Raw genomic sequence first — 14,866 nt, 5'->3', positions numbered from 1 at the left:
ATACTGCCCATGCGAAAAAACATTCCATCATCCATATCCATTCTTTTTCTGTTCGTTTTTATTTTCACATCCTGTACCCCGCCTTCTCCAGCGCCCACAGCAACCTTGGCTGCAACATTTACTCCTGTGGCAACGATCACGCCCGAGCCAACCGCATCGAACACCCCGCTCCCCACGGCCACGGCTCTCCCGGCCCCGGAACGCGCAAGATACATTCTAAATACCAGCATCGACTATGATGCGCACATTGTCACTGTGGATGAGACCATCTATTATCCCAACCATACCGGTAATCAGCTTAATGCACTGGTCATCGCCATTGTGCCCAATTTATGGGAGGGCAGTTTCAACCTGAGCGGACTTTCCATTAATAGCACGCCGATCACCACCTACAACATCAGCGGACAACGGCTCGATATTTCACTCCCTTCTTTTTTCAAACCCGAAGAAGTGATGATCATCAACATTCAATACACATTGAACCTGCCCTTTGCCGAGCAGGAGGATCCCAGCGTTTCCCGTCCGCGGATTTATGGATACACACGACGCCAATTGAACCTGACGAACTGGTATCCATTTGTCGTGCCTTATGTCAACGGGGATTGGGTATTGCATGACCCTTGGTATTACGGTGAACATCTCGTTTATGATTCTGCGGATTTTGAAGTGAATGTCAAATTTGCGGACCCAGCCAACGCGCCCATCGTAGCCGCCAGCGGGGTGCCCGAACAACGAGCAGACTCTACCCGTTACACCATCACCGCCGCACGGACGTTTGCCCTTGCTGCCAGCCCCGAATTTCAGGTTTCAAGTTTGCAGGTTGGGGATATCATCGTGGCAAGTTATTACTTTCCGCTGAGCAAGATCGCCGGGCGCGCCGCCCTGCAAGCCAGTGCCGAGGCCCTGCAGATCTACAGCCAGAAATATGGGCCGTATCCGCACAAGACGCTTTCGATGGTGATGGGTGATTTCAACGACGGCATGGAATATTCTGCTTTCTTTTATCTTTCCCGCGATTTCTACAGCCTGTATGATGAAACGCCCGCCAATTATTTGATCTTTGTCGCTGTGCATGAGACCTCGCATCAGTGGTGGTTCGATCAGGTAGCCAACGACCAGGCTCAGCAGCCCTGGCTCGATGAATCGCTTGCCACCTATTCAGAACTCGTTTATTACGAAACCCTTCACCCCGACCTTGTCAGCTGGTGGTGGGCCTATCGCATTGATTTTTACAACCCGCAGGGCTTTGTGGATATTCCGATCTATGATGGGCAGGGATTCCGTCCCTACACAAACGCGGCCTATTTTCAAGGCGCACATTTCCTCAGTGAACTTCGCGCCCGCATCGGGGATGATGCCTTTTTTGAATTCATTCAGGATTATCTCGCACAGGGACGCAATAAGATCATGACCACCAACGATTTCTTCCGTATCCTCGGTGAACACACCCGCACAGATACTTCGGATATCGTGCGCCAATATTTCCAAAATATCTATTGATGAAACCCACTCCCTCCCGTCTCATACGCATTGCGTGTACCGTATTGCTGTTTTCTTTTCTTGCGTCCTGCGCGACGCCCACGCCTGTGCCCACCCCACAGGTATTTGCGCCGTTCATTTTGGTGACGCGTGCACCGAACGCATCTCCCACGCCGACGCCATTTCAACCAGCGGCGCAGACTGACACGAACGTTCCGATTTTTATCCCCACGGTAACTTCGACTCTTTCGCCTACGATTGCGCCATCGGCAACGTTTACCCAGATCCCCACACAAACGCAGGTGCCGCCCACAAATCCTCCCCCGGCGGTTACGTTCACTTCTCCCCCGCCCTCCGAGCCTTCGCGCACCAATTACATCCTGTACGCAACGATGGATTTCGCGGCGCGCACATTGGATGTTGAGGAGACGATCCGTTATTACAACAGCACAGGCACATCGCTTTCGGATATTGTCTTATCGGTTCAGCCGAATTTTTATGGAAACGCATTTGTGCTGAACTCGATTTCGCAGGATTCTGTTGTGTTGACTTCGTACACACTCAACGGTCAAGCCCTGACCGTGAACCTGCCTCAGCTTCTACCGGCAGGATCTGCCACTACGCTGACTCTCAGTTTCAGACTTAACATCCCTGCGAAGGGGGCGGGCTTGTTCGGCTATGATTTCAACCAGATCAATCTCGTGGATTGGTATCCGTTCGTCGTGCCGTATAACGGCGGCTGGATATTGCATGACCCCATGCCCTTTGGAGAGCATCTCGTTTACGATACATCGGATATCGAGGTGAATATCAAAACAGATGCGGATGTGATCATCGCGACCGGTGCGCCTTCGGAACCAAACGGCGAATGGACCCGCTATCGTCTCTACGGTGCGCGCACGTTCTCACTTTCGGCGAGCGATGAATTTCTCGTGACCGAATCAGCTGTCGGGTTGGTGGTGATCCGCTCGTATTATTTCGATGGTTATGGCGCGGCGGCAGATGGAATCCTTTACGGAGCGGTGCAGGCGGTCAGTCTCTTCGAAGCGAAATTTGCCCCGTACCCGTATCAAAGCCTTGCGATCGTGCAGACGGACATTCATGACGGACAGGAATATGACGGGTTGGTTTTTCTTTCAACGGATTTTTACGGCCAGTATGGCGGCGGCGCGAAGAACAATCTGACGACCATCGGCGTGCATGAGATCGCGCATCAATGGTGGTTTGGCCTGGTGGGCAGTGACCAGGCGTTGGAGCCATGGGTGGACGAGGCCATGTCGGTTTACAGCGAGCGTATTTTTTATGAATATAACTATCCGCGCTACGGTGATTGGTGGTGGCAGTTCCGCGTGGATTATTTTGGCGCGAGCGGTTATGTTGATGCAAATATCTATAATTTCGGCGACCAGCGTTCATATGTCAATGCGGTGTATTTGAATGGCGCGCACTTCTTTGAGGATCTGCGCATCCGTATGGGTGATGATGATTTCTTCCGCTTTTTGAAGGCTTACGCCGCAATCCATGCCCGCGGACATGCGACCTCGAATGACCTTTTTGCCACGATCCGCGCCAATACCAGCGCAGATATCAGTGATCTGATCGCGGCGTATTTTTCCCAATCTCATTAAATTACCTTGTAAGGTTTTACCATGGAGCGCACAGAGAAACTGCTGAATCTCTGTGCGCTTTTTGCTCTCTGCGGTTGTTTCTTCAGGGTTGCTTGAAATCGGTGATTAATCTTTCATAAGAATTCCCCCCTTCACCATTGACTCTTTTGTATTCGTAACTATAATGGTTACAATTATGAATGCCAACCAACGTTTTGCCATTTCCGTTCATGCCCTGACTTTGCTTGCTTCGAGCAGTGATCCGCTCACTTCGGAGATGATCGCCAGCAGTGTGGATACCAACCCCGTCGTCATTCGTCGCACGATGGCGAGCCTGCGCGAGCACGGATTGGTGGAATCCAAGTCGGGTGCAAAGGGCGGCTGGAGACTCTTGCGTGAGCCGAAAGAGATCGGCTTGTGCGAGGTCTATCGCAGCCTCGATGAAGTGAACGTGCTGGCCGTTCACAGCCATCCGAACAAGCACTGCCCCATCGGCGGGAACATCAGCGGGGTGCTGCGTTCCGTGTTCGAAGATGCCCAATCTGAAATGGAAAAGGCGCTGGGCAATTACACGGTGGCCGATATTTTGAATGACGTTCGCAGAAAAGCAAACCAATAAGGAGGTCACATGACCGAAAAGATGCCAGTCCTGTTCGTTGGGCATGGAAGCCCGATGAATGCAATCGAAGATAATGAATTCTCCCGCGCCTGGCGGGATGCAGGTAAGACCCTGCCGAGACCGCGCGCGATCCTCTGTATTTCGGCGCACTGGGTGACGCGCGGCACGCTCGTCACTGCCATGGAGCAGCCGCGCATGATCTACGACATGTACGGCTTTCCGAAGGAATTGTACGAAGTGAAATATCCTGCGCCGGGCTCACCCGATCTGGCGGAGCAGGTGCGGCGCATCATCAAAAAGACCGAAGTCCATTCGGATCAGGAGTGGGGACTCGACCATGGCACATGGTCTGTGTTGAGCAATATGTTCCCGGAAGCGAATGTGCCCGTGATCCAGATGAGCTTGAATGCGAATCTGGCTGTCGGTGACCATTATGAGGTGGCGAGGCAGTTGAAGGAATTGCGCGAAGAAGGCGTGCTGATCATCAGTTCTGGAAATATCGTGCATAACCTGTCATTGGTGCAATTCCGCGATTTTGCGTATGACTGGGCCACTGAGTTTGATACACAGGTGAAGAACTGGATCCTTACTAATGACCACGACCCGATCATCAATTTCCAAAAGCAGGGACAGGCCGCGCAATTGGCAATCAATTCGGGCGAGCATTATGTGCCGCTGTTGTATTCACTGGCATTGAAGGATGAAGACGACAAAATTTCATTCTTCGCCGAGAAGGTCTGGGGCGGATCGGTATCCATGCGTTCAGTGAGAATTGGATAAGAAGCGACAATGGACGATAGACCACAGTCCACGGTCAAAAGTCCATTATCATACGAATCATGAATCGGCCTTATACTTTTATCAACGTCGCCATGACGGCAGATGGGAAGATCGATACCTTCGAAAGAAAAGGTTCTGCCATCTCATCCAAACGCGATAAATCGCGCGTGGATGAATTGCGCGCCGCGGCGGATGGAATCCTCGTCGGGGGGAGAACGCTTCTTGATGAAACACCCAAGCTCACAGTTAAGAGCGAAGCGTTGCGTGAGGACAGAGTCCGACGTGGGTTGAGTCCCAACCCTGTTAAGGTCGGTGTTGTCACGAGCGTAGCGAATGCCGACATCCCGCTTGAGTCAGATTTCATTAAAGCGGGCCCGGCGCGAGTCGTAATATTTACAACAAATCAGACATCTAAAGACAAACTTGCGGAGCTGACCGCCAGCGGCGTGGAAGTCTTTGTGCACGATGCGCCGCGCGTTGACTTGAATTCGATGATGCAGACGCTGAAAAAGATCGGTGTGGATCATTTGATGGTGGAAGGCGGCGGGACGATGAATTTCGAGTTAATGCGCCTTGGCCTTGTGGATGAGTTGATGCTCTTTGTTGCGCCGATGATCTTTGGCGGCGCGAATGCCCCCACACCTGCGGATGGGACCGGCCTGCTGCGCGATGCGGCGGTCGAGATGAAATTAATGGATGTTGAAAAGTGGGAGGATGGCGGAGTCCTTCTAAGATATAAATTTTTTTCGTCCTGAGAGAAATCGAAGGGCGATCGTTTGGAGAAAACATGACTACATTTACACACGAACAAATCCAGGTTTTGATGGATGAAGATTGCTGCCATGAATGCGAGGGATATGGCTCGGATAAGATCTGCGTACACATTGAAGCGATCGCCGAACTGCCTTCACGCTTTGGCGATTTCCATATTGTCGCATTTTCAAACAACCGCGATGGCAAGGAACATGTTGCCATTATCAAGGGTGAAGTGCTTGGCGCGGAAGATGTGCCGGTGCGTTTGCATTCTGAATGTTTGACGGGCGATGTGATCGGTTCGCTGCGCTGCGATTGCCGCGACCAGCTCGAAGCTGCGCTGCAAAAGATCGGCGAAATGGATATGGGTGTTGTACTGTACCTGCGTCAGGAAGGGCGTGGCATCGGCCTCACCAACAAGATCCGCGCCTACAGTTTGCAGGATCAGGGACTCGACACCGTGGAGGCGAATCTCGCGCTTGGCTTCCGTGATGACGAACGCGATTATGCCGTGGCCGCTCACATGCTTCACTCGCTCAAGATCCAATCGATTCGTTTGATGACCAACAACCCGAAGAAGATCGCACAGCTCGAACAGCATGGCGTCAAGGTCAACGCGCGCGTGCCGCATATTTTGCCGAGCAATGAGCACAACCGTTTCTATCTCGAAACCAAGGCGGCCAAGTCCGGTCACATGATTGATTTTCGCGGCAAGCCGCATCTCGTTGAACAAAGCGACCCGCCCATCGTGGCAGGCATGACCGAAGATCAGATCAAAGCATTGTATGAGTAAGGATGAATAAAAAAACCATTATCGTAACTGGCGCAACGGGTGTGCTGGGGCAGCTTGTTGCAAAAACTTTCGCGGCAGGTGGGCACAACCTTGTGCTACTTGATCGAGATTCAATTAAATTGGATTCCCTCATCCGTGACTTGAACCTGCCCAGTGAGAGACTCCACGCCCAAAGCATTGACCTACTTAACGGGCAGGCGGTTCAGGACTCAGCCGAAGCTGTTCATTCCAAATTTGGCAGTGTCCACGCCTTGATCCATCTCGTCGGCGGGTGGACGGGCGGCAAGACCATCCCCGAGTCTGACGCAGCCGATCTTGAATCCATGCTCAACCAGCACGTGTGGACGACATTTCATCTGTTGAAATCATTCACCCCGTTCATCGCTGAGAGTAAGTGGGGACGGGTCATCATCGTGTCCAAACCTGAGACGATCATGCCTGCCGCAAAGACAGCCTTGTACACCGCCGCAAAATCCGCACAGGAAAGCCTGGTGCTGACACTGGCGCAGGAATTCAAGGAAAGCGGATTGACCGCGAATGTCATTCACGTTAAATCAATCGATGTGAAAAATGAAGGCAAGGGCACCACACCTGCTGAAATTGTCTCTGCAATGCAGTACCTTTTTTCAGAGGAAGCGAATAAAGTGACGGGAGCCAGAATTCCGTTATACTAGCGCGATGCACAGTCAATTTGTAAAAACAAATAACATCAACCTGCATGTAATGACCGACGGCCCGCAAACAGGGACGCCGGTCATTTTATTGCATGGATTTCCCGAATTCAGCTATGGTTGGAGAAAACAAGTCCCCGCTTTGGTGGCGGCGGGGTTTCGGGTCATTGTGCCAGACCAGCGCGGCTACAACTTATCTGATAAACCGAAGGGAATTTCATCTTACGATGTGGATGTCCTCGCGGAGGATATCATCGGCTTGTTCGATCACTTTGGCATTGAGAAAGCCTTCCTTGTCGGACATGATTGGGGCGCGGTCGTCGCTTGGACGGTGGCGCTTAATCATCCGCACCGTTTGAAGAAGCTTGCCATTTTGAATGTGCCGCATCCCGATGTGATGACAGATTTTGTGCTTAGAAATCCTGCGCAGCGGAAGAAATCCTGGTATGTTTTCTTTTTCCAAATTCCCGCCTATGTGGAGTGGTTTTTGAGCAGAAACAACTTCCACAACATGGCGCGGATGCTGGTGGGTTCGGGGCGCAAAAGCACGTTCACTTCACAGGACTTGACCGAATATAAAAAAGCCTGGTCACAGCCCGGTGCGATGACAGGAATGTTGAACTGGTATCGCGCGGCGGTGCGGCGCGGCTTGCGTTATACATTCGGTAAAAAGTCTTCGGCGCGCAGGGTGACCGTCCCAACTTTGATGTTGTGGGGAAAGCGGGATGTGGCGCTCAGCCATGAAATGGTGGAGCCGTCGATTGCACTGTGCGATGACGGGAAGGCCGTGCTGTTTGAAAAATCCACGCATTGGGTTCAGCATGATGAGGCCGATGAAGTGAACAAAAACCTGATCGAGTTCCTGAGGTAATTCATGCCGATCCTTGCCCTTGTTTTGCTGTTTTTTTCCGCGGCGATGCATGCCACATGGAATTTTTTGTTAAAAAGCGCAGAGGAAAAATATATTGCCATGGGGTGGCAGGTCATCTTGAGCGGCGTGTTCTCCACGGTGTTGATCTTCTTCACCGGACTGCCGCCGCGTTCGATGTGGTTCTTTGCTGTTTTAAGCATGATCCTCGAAGCGATCTATTTTATTCTGTTGTGCATCGCCTACAGTGACCACGATTTTTCGCTGGTGTATCCCATTGCGCGCGGAGCGGCTCCCGCCCTGCTCGTATTGTGGACTGCGCTTTTCCTGCATGAGCAATTGACCACAGGCGGGTACATTGGCCTGGCGATGATCACAGGCGGAATGATTCTGATCGGCGCGACGACACTGATGCAGAATCACGAAGAGAAACCACACCTGCGCGGAATTCTGACCGCGCTTTCGGTGGCTTTGATCATCTCGGTCTATACCTACATTGATGGCAATGCCGTGAAGCACGGTCCCGCCCTGCCGTATGGATTATCCATGTTCGTGATGGTTCCGTTCGTGACGACGCCGTATCTCACCCATCGTTATGGGTGGCGTTCGTTCGTCAGTGTGTGGAAGAAAAATCGCGGATATTTGTTGATCGGCGGCGTGCTTGGGCTGGTGGCTTACATGCTGGCTTTGTTTGCGTACACCTTCGCGCCGCTGAGTTACTCGGGTGCGATTCGTGAAGTGAGCGCGGTCATTGGAGCCTTCCTTGGCTGGAGATTCTTGAAGGAAGAAATGGGCGGTATCCGCGTGGTGGGCTCTGCGATCGTGTTTGCAGGGGTGATGGTGATCGCCGTGTTTGGGTAAACGGACTTTGTCACGGATTCACGGATGAACGGAGGCGGTATGGCAGACCAGATTTTTCCAGAACCGACAGTGGGCGTTTTTATTTTCAACCAGGCGGGTGAGATGTTGTTGTTGAAAAGCCATAAATGGCCGGAGAAGTATGTTGTCCCCGGCGGGCATGTGGAATTGGGCGAGCGGCTGGAGGAGGCGGCCATCCGCGAGGCGAAAGAGGAGACGGGGCTGGATATCTATGATCTGAAGTTCATCAATTTTCAGCAGTTCATTTACGACCCGTCATTTTGGAAACGGCGGCATTTCATCTTCTTCGATTATGCCTGCAAGACGGATTCCCTGTCGGTGCAACTGAATGATGAGGCGGAGGAGCATGTTTGGGTGAGTCCCGAAGCGGCTCTTCATCTGCCATTGGATTCGTACACGCGGACTTCTGTCGAGCGGATCATTGCAGGAAATTTGTCATAATGCGTTTCATACAAAATGAGGTTGCAGTCCCGCCTGAAAATGGTTAAGATAAAGGTACCATGGAAAGAATAGCGGCCTTTGACCTTTTGGGCATATTAATGCCTTAAGTCAGTCAGCCTGACGGGTACACACGTACCTGTCAGGCTTTTTTATTCCGTTCATTAAGGAGAAAAAATGCAGACACCCTGGGAGTATCGCTACGCCCACCGTACACAAAAAATGGGAAGCTCGGTCATCCGCGAACTGTTGAAGTTCACCGAACAGCCCGATATTATTTCATTTGCAGGCGGATTGCCCGCGCCTGAGGTTTTTCCGTTGAAGGAGTTTCAGGAAGCCTGCAACCAGGTGTTGACAGACCACGGCGCGCAGGCTTTGCAGTACAGCACCACAGAAGGGTACCTGCCTTTGCGCGAAATGATCGCGCGGCACAATGCACGTTTTAGCGTGAGGGTCACCGCTGAAAATATCATGATCACATCCGGCTCACAGCAGGCGCTGGATTTTATCGGCAGGCTGTTCATTAATCGCGGCGATTATGTGGTGGTGGAGTCGCCCACCTATCTGGGCGCATTGCAGGCGTGGAATGCCTACGGCGCGCAATATATTTCCGTGCCTTCGGATGAAGACGGCATGATCGTGGATAAACTGGAAGAGGCGCTGCGTATTGGTCCGAAGTTCATTTATGTGCTTCCGAATTTCCAAAATCCATCGGGTTCCACGATGAGCCTTGAGCGCCGCAAGCGGCTGGTGCTGTTGGCCGATCAATACGGTGTGCCGATCGTGGAAGACGATCCCTACGGGCAATTGCGTTACGACGGGGAACACATCCCATCGGTGGCGACTCTCGACAGCCGCTATCGTAACGAGGATAATGGCGAATATACCGGTAACGTTATTTACCTGAGCACATTCTCAAAACTGCTTGCTCCGGGTCTGCGCCTTGCGTGGGTCATTGCGCCGCCGCAGGTCATTCGCAAATTGGTGATGACCAAGCAGGCCGCCGATTTACATACTTCATCGTTTAATCAGAACGTGGCTTATGAGGTGGCGAAGGGCGGCTTTTTGGATGAGCATGTGAAAGTGATCCGCGCCACGTATAAGGAACGGCGCGATGTGATGCTCGAACTGATGGATGAATTGTTTCCGCCTGATGTGCGCTGGACGAAGCCGCAAGGCGGTATGTTCCTGTGGGGCATGTTGCCTGAGAATGTGGATGCGGCTGAAGTGTTGAAGGTTGCCATTGAACGCAAGGTGGCCTTTGTGCCTGGAGCCGCCTTCCACCCCAACGGCGGAGGGGCAAATACCATGCGTCTCAATTTTTCGTTCTCCAACCCGGAGAACATCCGTGAGGGAATTTCACGTCTGGCGCTGACTTTGAAAGAGGCGTTGAAGAATGGGAAGAAGTAAGTGGGTGTGAAAAATAGAAAGTAAGAAGTGAAAAGTAAAATGTAGAAAATGGAAAACAAAAGACGGCTTGCTCAAAAAGGCAGGCCGTCTTTTATCCTTTATCTTTGATTTTCACTCTTCCACGTACGGCACATAATCGGCGCGGGCGATGCCTTGTTTAATCGCCATCTCTGCCACGGCGCGGGCCACGGCGCGGTGTACCTTTTTATCCAGGGGCTGGGGACGAGTTCGCCGGGCGGGGTCATTTCAGCGATGACGTGCGCGGCGGCAAGCAGCATTTCATGCGTGATGCGCGGGGCATTTGCATCCACTGCGCCGCGGAAGATGCCGGGGAATCCGAGCACGTTGTTCACTGATTTTCCGTCTGCAGCAAAGGCCGCGCCGTGTTCCATGGCAACGTCGGGATCGATCTCGGGATTGGGGTTCGAGAGGGCGAGGATGATCTGTCCCATACGTACCATTTCAGGCTTGATGAGATTCGGCGCGCCCGTGGTGGCGATCACGATGTCACATTTTTCCATGACTTCTTTTAAGTTGGATTTTTTACCGCCTGCCTTTTCAAAGCGATCCAACGCTTCGGGACTCAAATCTGCGCCATAGACTGGGTTGCCCGTCAGGCGCATCATCATCACACCGATGGCATGACCAGCGGCTCCAAGGCCGATCTGCCCGATGACAGCCTTGTTCAAGTCCGTGCCTGTTTCGCGGGTAGCCACCAGTAACGCCGCCGTACAAACGACGGCCGTGCCGTGCTGGTCATCATGCAGAACGGGGATATCGAGCATGGCTTGTAATCTTTCTTCGATCTCGAAACAGCGCGGCGCGGAAATATCTTCAAGTTGAATGGCGGCGAAGGTCGGGGAGATGGCGGCCACTGCGGCGATGATCTCTTCGGTGTCTTTGGTGTTGAGCAAAATGGGAATCCCTGAAAGGCCGACGAGCGTTTCCATCAGCATGGCTTTGCCTTCCATGACGGGCATCCCTGCCAGCGGACCGATATCGCCGAGCCCAAGCACGGCGGTTCCGTCTGTGACGATGGCGACCATGTGGCTGATGCTGGTGTACAAGCGCGCCTGCGACGGGTCTTTGGCGATCTTGAGGCAGACTTCGGCAACGCCGGGGGTGTACACGCGCCGCAGAGTGGTCAGCGATTCGATGGGGTAGCGCGAGCGGATGGCGATCTTGCCTTTTTGATGAAGCTCCAGCACTTCGTCGCGCACTTCGATGATTCGAGTGCCTTCATTCTTGCGCATGGCCTCCAGGATGGTCTCAAGGTGCGCTTCATTTTCTGCGCTGATGGTGATGTCGCGCACGACGTTTTGTGATGTTTCGGTTAATAGCACAAGACTGCCCGTGTTTCCGCCTGCCTCGGCGATGGCAGTCAACAACCGGGCGAGCACCCCCGTCTTTTGTGAATTACGAATGCGTACGGTTCGAATGAGTTTTCGTTCCCAGGCCATGTTTGACTCCTTTGTTGTGTGTTTCACCACCGCCCTGCCTGGATAAATGCAACCACCAGTTCAGGGCGAATAATATTTACTTATTCATTTTAACGCCAATACCGCGAACCGTTTGAGGTTTCGCGGTATTGGCGGAGGATGCAGATTGAAGTCTGCAATCTATGTGTTTGATTATTTCAACAATTCGGGCAGTTCAGTAAATGACCTGATGAACGCGAAGCCGCCTGTATCGGGGAAGAGACTGGTCGGGTCGTAGAGAACAGGTATCAGCCCGGAGCGATGCGCTCCCATCACATCGGCAAAGTAGTTGTCACCAATGTACATCGTTTCAGGCGCGGAGGTCCCGGCCAATTCCAATGCGCGTTCGAAGATGATCTTGTCGGGTTTGTAGGAATTCACTTCGCCGCCCGCAAGCAGGAACTTGAAGTAGGAATCGAGTTTCAATTCCTTCAGTTCATCATGGTAGGGTGTTTCGCGGTTGGATACCACGCCGAGAACGTAGCCTTCATTCTTCAGGGAAGACAGCAGAGTGTGCGCATCGGGCGGAACATGCACCTGGGGTTTGTAGGCTTCGTCCATATGCGCGGATACTTTCGGAGCGAGTTCGAGGGCATCGGCGGTTTGAGCCCCAGCGCCACCAGACGCCGCCTGCCGAAATTGACCCAGAAGCCGCTGCGATCATCCTTGTAGGTTTCACTGTCCTTGCGGATCTCCAGCGAGGAGGCGAAATAGAAATGCTCCCAATGTTCGGCACGGATGCGATCTTCTTCCGAGACTTGAAAGCCCATGCTGCGGACATATTCCACAAAAACCTCCCCACCAGAGGGGAGGTGATGACGAAGCGTTCCGTCAAGATCGAACAGGACTGCTTTGATGTTGTTAATGCTATCCTCCAATTTCACTCATGACCCGATTCAATGGAATGACTCCATCTGCCAGGCCGTGACCCCAGGGTTTTTCCCAGACCCCGTCGAGGAGGAGTCTGCGTAATTCTTCAAGGTCTGCTCCAGCGCGCATGGGCGTGAGCAGGTCCACTTCTTTTTCGCGCAACAGGCACAGGCGTAATTTTCCATCGGCGGTAAGACGTGCGCGCGTGCAGGCGGAGCAGAACGGATGCGTGACCGATGAAATGAATCCGACATTTCCTTTTGCGCCGTGAATATGGAAAACCTGTGCTTCGCCGTCGAGTTTTCCGTCGTTTGCGGTTTCCAGTTTTCCGAATTCAGATTCGATGCTGTCTTGAATCTGTTTCATGGTGATGACCTGATTGACCTGCAGGTCGGTTGCGCCGCCGAAGGGCATCATTTCAATAAAGCGCATCTGCCAGGGATGGTCAATGGTGAGGGCTGCCAGGTCAACAACATCTTCTTCGTTGTAGCCCTTGACCACCACCGCGTTGAGTTTGACCGGGGTGAGCCCCGCGCGTTCCGCGGCGAGGATGCCTTCCCAGACTTCCTCCACTTTGCCCCAGCGGGTGAGTCGTTTGAATTTATCGGGGTTGAGGGTATCGATGCTGATGTTGACGCGCTGCAGGCCGGCATCTGCCAAGGGTTGGGCCAGTTTTTTAAGCAGGAGCCCGTTCGTGGTCATGGAAACGGAGCGGATGCCCTCGGTGGAGGAAATCCCGCGGACGATGTCCACGATATTGGCGCGCACAGTCGGCTCGCCGCCAGTCAATCGGATCTTGTCGAAGCCGAGGCTGGCAAACAGGCGCGCGAAGGTCAGAATTTCGTCATCCTGCATCAGGTCTGCGTTGGGGCGGAAGGTCATATCCTCCGGCATGCAATATACACAACGTAAATTGCAGTGGTCCGTCAGGCTGATGCGCAGGTAGTGAATGTTTCGTCCAAAACGGTCAGTTGCCATGGTATTTTCCAGATTATAACAATAATATATGAATCTTCTTGGGGGCGATTGACGATGGGTGTCACCCGTGCTATTATCTCTTATTATCTTGCATTCATTATAAAGGAGTTATTATGAGTTTTGAATTTTTTCTTCGTATTTTTGCAATGTTCGTGCTCGCAATTGGGGGCGGCTTCTGGGGAGTCAATTTTACAAAGGCCAATCCGGAAACTGACCCGATCGTTACGACTACGTTTTCCGTGCTGGTCGGCGCACTGGCGGGCATCATCCTCACACCGTATTTCACCACACGCCCGGCCCGTTATCTGCGCTCACTGTTGGGCAGGCTTGCGGCGGAAAGTTTGTTCGCGGCCCTCACCGGGCTGGTCGTGGGCCTGTTGATCGCGGCTTTGTTGGGCTTTCCGCTTTCACTGCTGCCTGAGCCGTTTGGTCAGATCCTGCCCTTTTTAGGGGTGCTGGTCTTTTCCTATCTCGGCATTTCCCTGTTCACCATGCGTCAGGGTGACATTATGGGATTGCTCAGCGCATTAAGTGGACGTGGCGAGGGCGGCGGTTCTTCCTCTTGGACGAACCTCAACCGCAACATCCTGCTCGATACCAGTGTCATCATCGACGGTCGTGTGGCCGATATCGCCAAAACGGGATTTCTGCCCGGGACGCTTCTCATTCCGCGCTTTGTGTTGAACGAGCTTCAATATATCGCTGACTCCCCGGATGGCATGCGCCGTCAGCGCGGACGCCGCGGCATGGAAGTGCTCTCCGAATTGCAGAAACTCCCCAACGTGCTGGTCCGCATTTCAGATATCAATGTGGAAGGCGTGCGCGAAGTGGACGATAAACTCATCGTGCTCGGCAAACAACTCAAGAGTCCGGTGCTGACAAATGATTACAACCTCAACCGCATCGCCGAATTACAGGGCGTGACGGTCCTCAACATCAACGAACTGGCGAATGCCGTCAAATCTGTGGTGTTGCCCGGCGAATCCCTGCGCATCAACATCATGCAGGAAGGCAAGGAATACGGTCAGGGTGTGGGCTATATGGACGACGGCACGATGGTCGTGGTGGAAAACGGCAAGGACTACATCGGTGAATACATGGAAGTGAACATCACCAAGGTCCTGCAAACCGCCGCAGGCCGCATGATCTTTGGCCGTGTGGAGGAAGAGAATGGCGGGAAAAAGGGGAAGGGCAGTAAATAAGGTAGTGAACAATGGTCAGTGAGCAGGACGTCGAGAGGCGT

15 protein-coding genes and 1 pseudogene are annotated in these 14,866 nt (G+C 52.9%); 12 read left to right on the top strand and 4 right to left on the bottom strand.

Going from position 1 to position 14,866, the window contains the following annotated elements:
- Nucleotides 1-9: 9 nt before the first annotated feature.
- From IPI86_RS01625 to IPI86_RS01575, 11 genes are all read left to right on the top strand, one after another.
- On the top strand, nucleotides 10-1,500 hold the full coding sequence (locus tag IPI86_RS01625; protein WP_345296230.1) for a M1 family aminopeptidase: 1,491 nt from the start codon (nucleotides 10-12) through the stop codon (nucleotides 1,498-1,500).
- A complete protein-coding gene (locus tag IPI86_RS01620) occupies nucleotides 1,500-3,107 on the top strand; it encodes a M1 family aminopeptidase (RefSeq protein ID WP_345296229.1) in 1,608 nt (535 codons plus the stop codon). Before IPI86_RS01625 ends, IPI86_RS01620 begins: the two co-directional genes overlap by 1 nt.
- Nucleotides 3,108-3,282: 175 nt before the next feature.
- Nucleotides 3,283-3,705 (top strand): Rrf2 family transcriptional regulator, encoded by a 423-nt coding sequence (locus IPI86_RS01615; RefSeq protein ID WP_345296228.1) that lies wholly within the window; start codon nucleotides 3,283-3,285, stop codon nucleotides 3,703-3,705.
- Between the two features lie 9 nt (nucleotides 3,706-3,714).
- Nucleotides 3,715-4,485 (top strand): 4,5-DOPA dioxygenase extradiol, encoded by a 771-nt coding sequence (ygiD, locus tag IPI86_RS01610; RefSeq protein WP_345296227.1) that lies wholly within the window; start codon nucleotides 3,715-3,717, stop codon nucleotides 4,483-4,485.
- A gap of 59 nt (nucleotides 4,486-4,544) precedes the next feature.
- Nucleotides 4,545-5,240: a dihydrofolate reductase family protein gene (locus IPI86_RS01605; protein WP_345296226.1), complete on the top strand. Its 696-nt coding sequence runs from the start codon at nucleotides 4,545-4,547 to the stop codon at nucleotides 5,238-5,240.
- A gap of 32 nt (nucleotides 5,241-5,272) precedes the next feature.
- On the top strand, nucleotides 5,273-6,031 hold the full coding sequence (gene ribA / locus IPI86_RS01600) for a GTP cyclohydrolase II (RefSeq protein WP_345296225.1): 759 nt from the start codon (nucleotides 5,273-5,275) through the stop codon (nucleotides 6,029-6,031).
- Between the two features lie 2 nt (nucleotides 6,032-6,033).
- A complete protein-coding gene (locus IPI86_RS01595) occupies nucleotides 6,034-6,705 on the top strand; it encodes an SDR family oxidoreductase (RefSeq protein ID WP_345296224.1) in 672 nt (223 codons plus the stop codon).
- 4 nt (nucleotides 6,706-6,709) lie between these two features.
- Nucleotides 6,710-7,573: an alpha/beta hydrolase gene (locus IPI86_RS01590; protein ID WP_345296223.1), complete on the top strand. Its 864-nt coding sequence runs from the start codon at nucleotides 6,710-6,712 to the stop codon at nucleotides 7,571-7,573.
- A 3-nt stretch (nucleotides 7,574-7,576) separates the two neighbouring features.
- Nucleotides 7,577-8,431 carry an EamA family transporter gene (locus tag IPI86_RS01585; protein WP_345296222.1) on the top strand — a complete coding sequence of 285 codons (855 nt, stop codon included), beginning with the start codon at nucleotides 7,577-7,579 and terminating at the stop codon, nucleotides 8,429-8,431.
- Between the two features lie 39 nt (nucleotides 8,432-8,470).
- Nucleotides 8,471-8,890, top strand: coding sequence for an NUDIX domain-containing protein (locus tag IPI86_RS01580; protein WP_345296221.1), 420 nt, complete (start codon nucleotides 8,471-8,473; stop codon nucleotides 8,888-8,890).
- 174 nt (nucleotides 8,891-9,064) lie between these two features.
- Complete coding sequence (locus IPI86_RS01575) at nucleotides 9,065-10,297, top strand: PLP-dependent aminotransferase family protein (protein ID WP_345296220.1); 1,233 nt, start codon at nucleotides 9,065-9,067, stop codon at nucleotides 10,295-10,297.
- A 111-nt stretch (nucleotides 10,298-10,408) separates the two neighbouring features.
- On the opposite strand, the pseudogene IPI86_RS01570 reads toward IPI86_RS01575, so the two are convergent.
- The 4 genes and pseudogenes from IPI86_RS01570 to moaA all read right to left on the bottom strand — a co-directional run bounded on the left by IPI86_RS01570 (nucleotide 10,409) and on the right by moaA (nucleotide 13,623).
- A pseudogene (locus IPI86_RS01570) lies at nucleotides 10,409-11,757 on the bottom strand (malic enzyme-like NAD(P)-binding protein).
- 171 nt (nucleotides 11,758-11,928) lie between these two features.
- Entirely contained in the window at nucleotides 11,929-12,336 is a 408-nt protein-coding gene (locus IPI86_RS01565) for an HAD family hydrolase (protein ID WP_345296219.1), read from the bottom strand.
- Nucleotides 12,270-12,653 (bottom strand): hypothetical protein, encoded by a 384-nt coding sequence (locus IPI86_RS01560; RefSeq protein WP_345296218.1) that lies wholly within the window; start codon nucleotides 12,651-12,653, stop codon nucleotides 12,270-12,272. Before IPI86_RS01560 ends, IPI86_RS01565 begins: the two co-directional genes overlap by 67 nt.
- The gene (gene moaA, locus IPI86_RS01555; RefSeq protein WP_345296217.1) at nucleotides 12,643-13,623 is read right to left on the bottom strand and encodes a GTP 3',8-cyclase MoaA; all 981 of its coding nucleotides are present in this window, start codon (nucleotides 13,621-13,623) and stop codon (nucleotides 12,643-12,645) included. Before moaA ends, IPI86_RS01560 begins: the two co-directional genes overlap by 11 nt.
- 113 nt (nucleotides 13,624-13,736) lie before the next feature.
- Here moaA and IPI86_RS01550 point away from each other — a divergent pair, with 113 nt between their 5' ends.
- Nucleotides 13,737-14,825, top strand: coding sequence for a PIN domain-containing protein (locus IPI86_RS01550; protein WP_345296216.1), 1,089 nt, complete (start codon nucleotides 13,737-13,739; stop codon nucleotides 14,823-14,825).
- Nucleotides 14,826-14,866 lie beyond the last annotated feature (41 nt).

It is taken from the genome of Candidatus Villigracilis affinis, from assembly GCF_016705895.1.
Lineage (GTDB): Bacteria > Chloroflexota > Anaerolineae > Anaerolineales > Villigracilaceae > Villigracilis > Villigracilis affinis.
Note: the sequence above shows the minus strand (reverse complement) of the source record. Positions and strands in the feature narration are given on the sequence as shown.

What these genes read in the sequence shown, in the direction of transcription:
- IPI86_RS01625 (WP_345296230.1), top strand. Translation starts at nt 10, where the DNA reads ATGCGAAAAAACATTCCATCATCCATATCCATTCTTTTTCTGTTCGTT.
- IPI86_RS01620 (WP_345296229.1), top strand. Translation starts at nt 1,500, where the DNA reads ATGAAACCCACTCCCTCCCGTCTCATACGCATTGCGTGTACCGTATTG.
- IPI86_RS01615 (WP_345296228.1), top strand. Translation starts at nt 3,283, where the DNA reads ATGAATGCCAACCAACGTTTTGCCATTTCCGTTCATGCCCTGACTTTG.
- ygiD (WP_345296227.1), top strand. Translation starts at nt 3,715, where the DNA reads ATGACCGAAAAGATGCCAGTCCTGTTCGTTGGGCATGGAAGCCCGATG.
- IPI86_RS01605 (WP_345296226.1), top strand. Translation starts at nt 4,545, where the DNA reads ATGAATCGGCCTTATACTTTTATCAACGTCGCCATGACGGCAGATGGG.
- ribA (WP_345296225.1), top strand. Translation starts at nt 5,273, where the DNA reads ATGACTACATTTACACACGAACAAATCCAGGTTTTGATGGATGAAGAT.
- IPI86_RS01595 (WP_345296224.1), top strand. Translation starts at nt 6,034, where the DNA reads ATGAATAAAAAAACCATTATCGTAACTGGCGCAACGGGTGTGCTGGGG.
- IPI86_RS01590 (WP_345296223.1), top strand. Translation starts at nt 6,710, where the DNA reads ATGCACAGTCAATTTGTAAAAACAAATAACATCAACCTGCATGTAATG.
- IPI86_RS01585 (WP_345296222.1), top strand. Translation starts at nt 7,577, where the DNA reads ATGCCGATCCTTGCCCTTGTTTTGCTGTTTTTTTCCGCGGCGATGCAT.
- IPI86_RS01580 (WP_345296221.1), top strand. Translation starts at nt 8,471, where the DNA reads ATGGCAGACCAGATTTTTCCAGAACCGACAGTGGGCGTTTTTATTTTC.
- IPI86_RS01575 (WP_345296220.1), top strand. Translation starts at nt 9,065, where the DNA reads ATGCAGACACCCTGGGAGTATCGCTACGCCCACCGTACACAAAAAATG.
- IPI86_RS01565 (WP_345296219.1), bottom strand. Translation starts at nt 12,336, where the DNA reads ATGGACGAAGCCTACAAACCCCAGGTGCATGTTCCGCCCGATGCGCAC.
- moaA (WP_345296217.1), bottom strand. Translation starts at nt 13,623, where the DNA reads ATGGCAACTGACCGTTTTGGACGAAACATTCACTACCTGCGCATCAGC.
- IPI86_RS01550 (WP_345296216.1), top strand. Translation starts at nt 13,737, where the DNA reads ATGAGTTTTGAATTTTTTCTTCGTATTTTTGCAATGTTCGTGCTCGCA.